This is a genomic window from Priestia sp. SIMBA_032 (assembly GCF_046535215.1).
In the GTDB taxonomy this organism is placed as follows: Bacteria; Bacillota; Bacilli; order Bacillales; family Bacillaceae_H; genus Priestia; species Priestia aryabhattai.
The window spans coordinates 1-263 of record NZ_JAWRXD010000864.1 but is presented as its reverse complement, the minus strand read 5'-3'; the positions used below and the strand labels follow the sequence as shown (position 1 = coordinate 263).

Below are 263 nucleotides of genomic sequence, written 5' to 3'. Positions count from 1 at the left end.
CCGTGCATTGGCGGCATTCCTCCTTGCATCGGTATCTGACCCATTCCGTGCATTGGCGGCATTCCTCCTTGCATCGGCATCTGACCCATTCCGTGCATTGGCGGCATTCCTCCTTGCACCGGAATCTGACCCATTCCCCCGTGCATTGGCGGCATTCCTCCTTGCATCGGCATCTGACCCATTCCCCCGTGCATTGGCGGCATTCCTCCTTGCATCGGCATCTGGTCCATTCCTCCGTGCATTGGCGGCATTCCTCCTTGCAT

General features: G+C 58.6%; 1 protein-coding gene. It reads right to left on the bottom strand.

Translation table 11 applies throughout. From position 1 onward, the window contains the following. On the bottom strand, positions 1-242 hold a 242-nt coding region (locus SB717_RS36785; RefSeq protein ID WP_410908012.1), incomplete at its 3' end, for a hypothetical protein. Between the last annotated feature and the right edge of the window lie 21 nt (positions 243-263).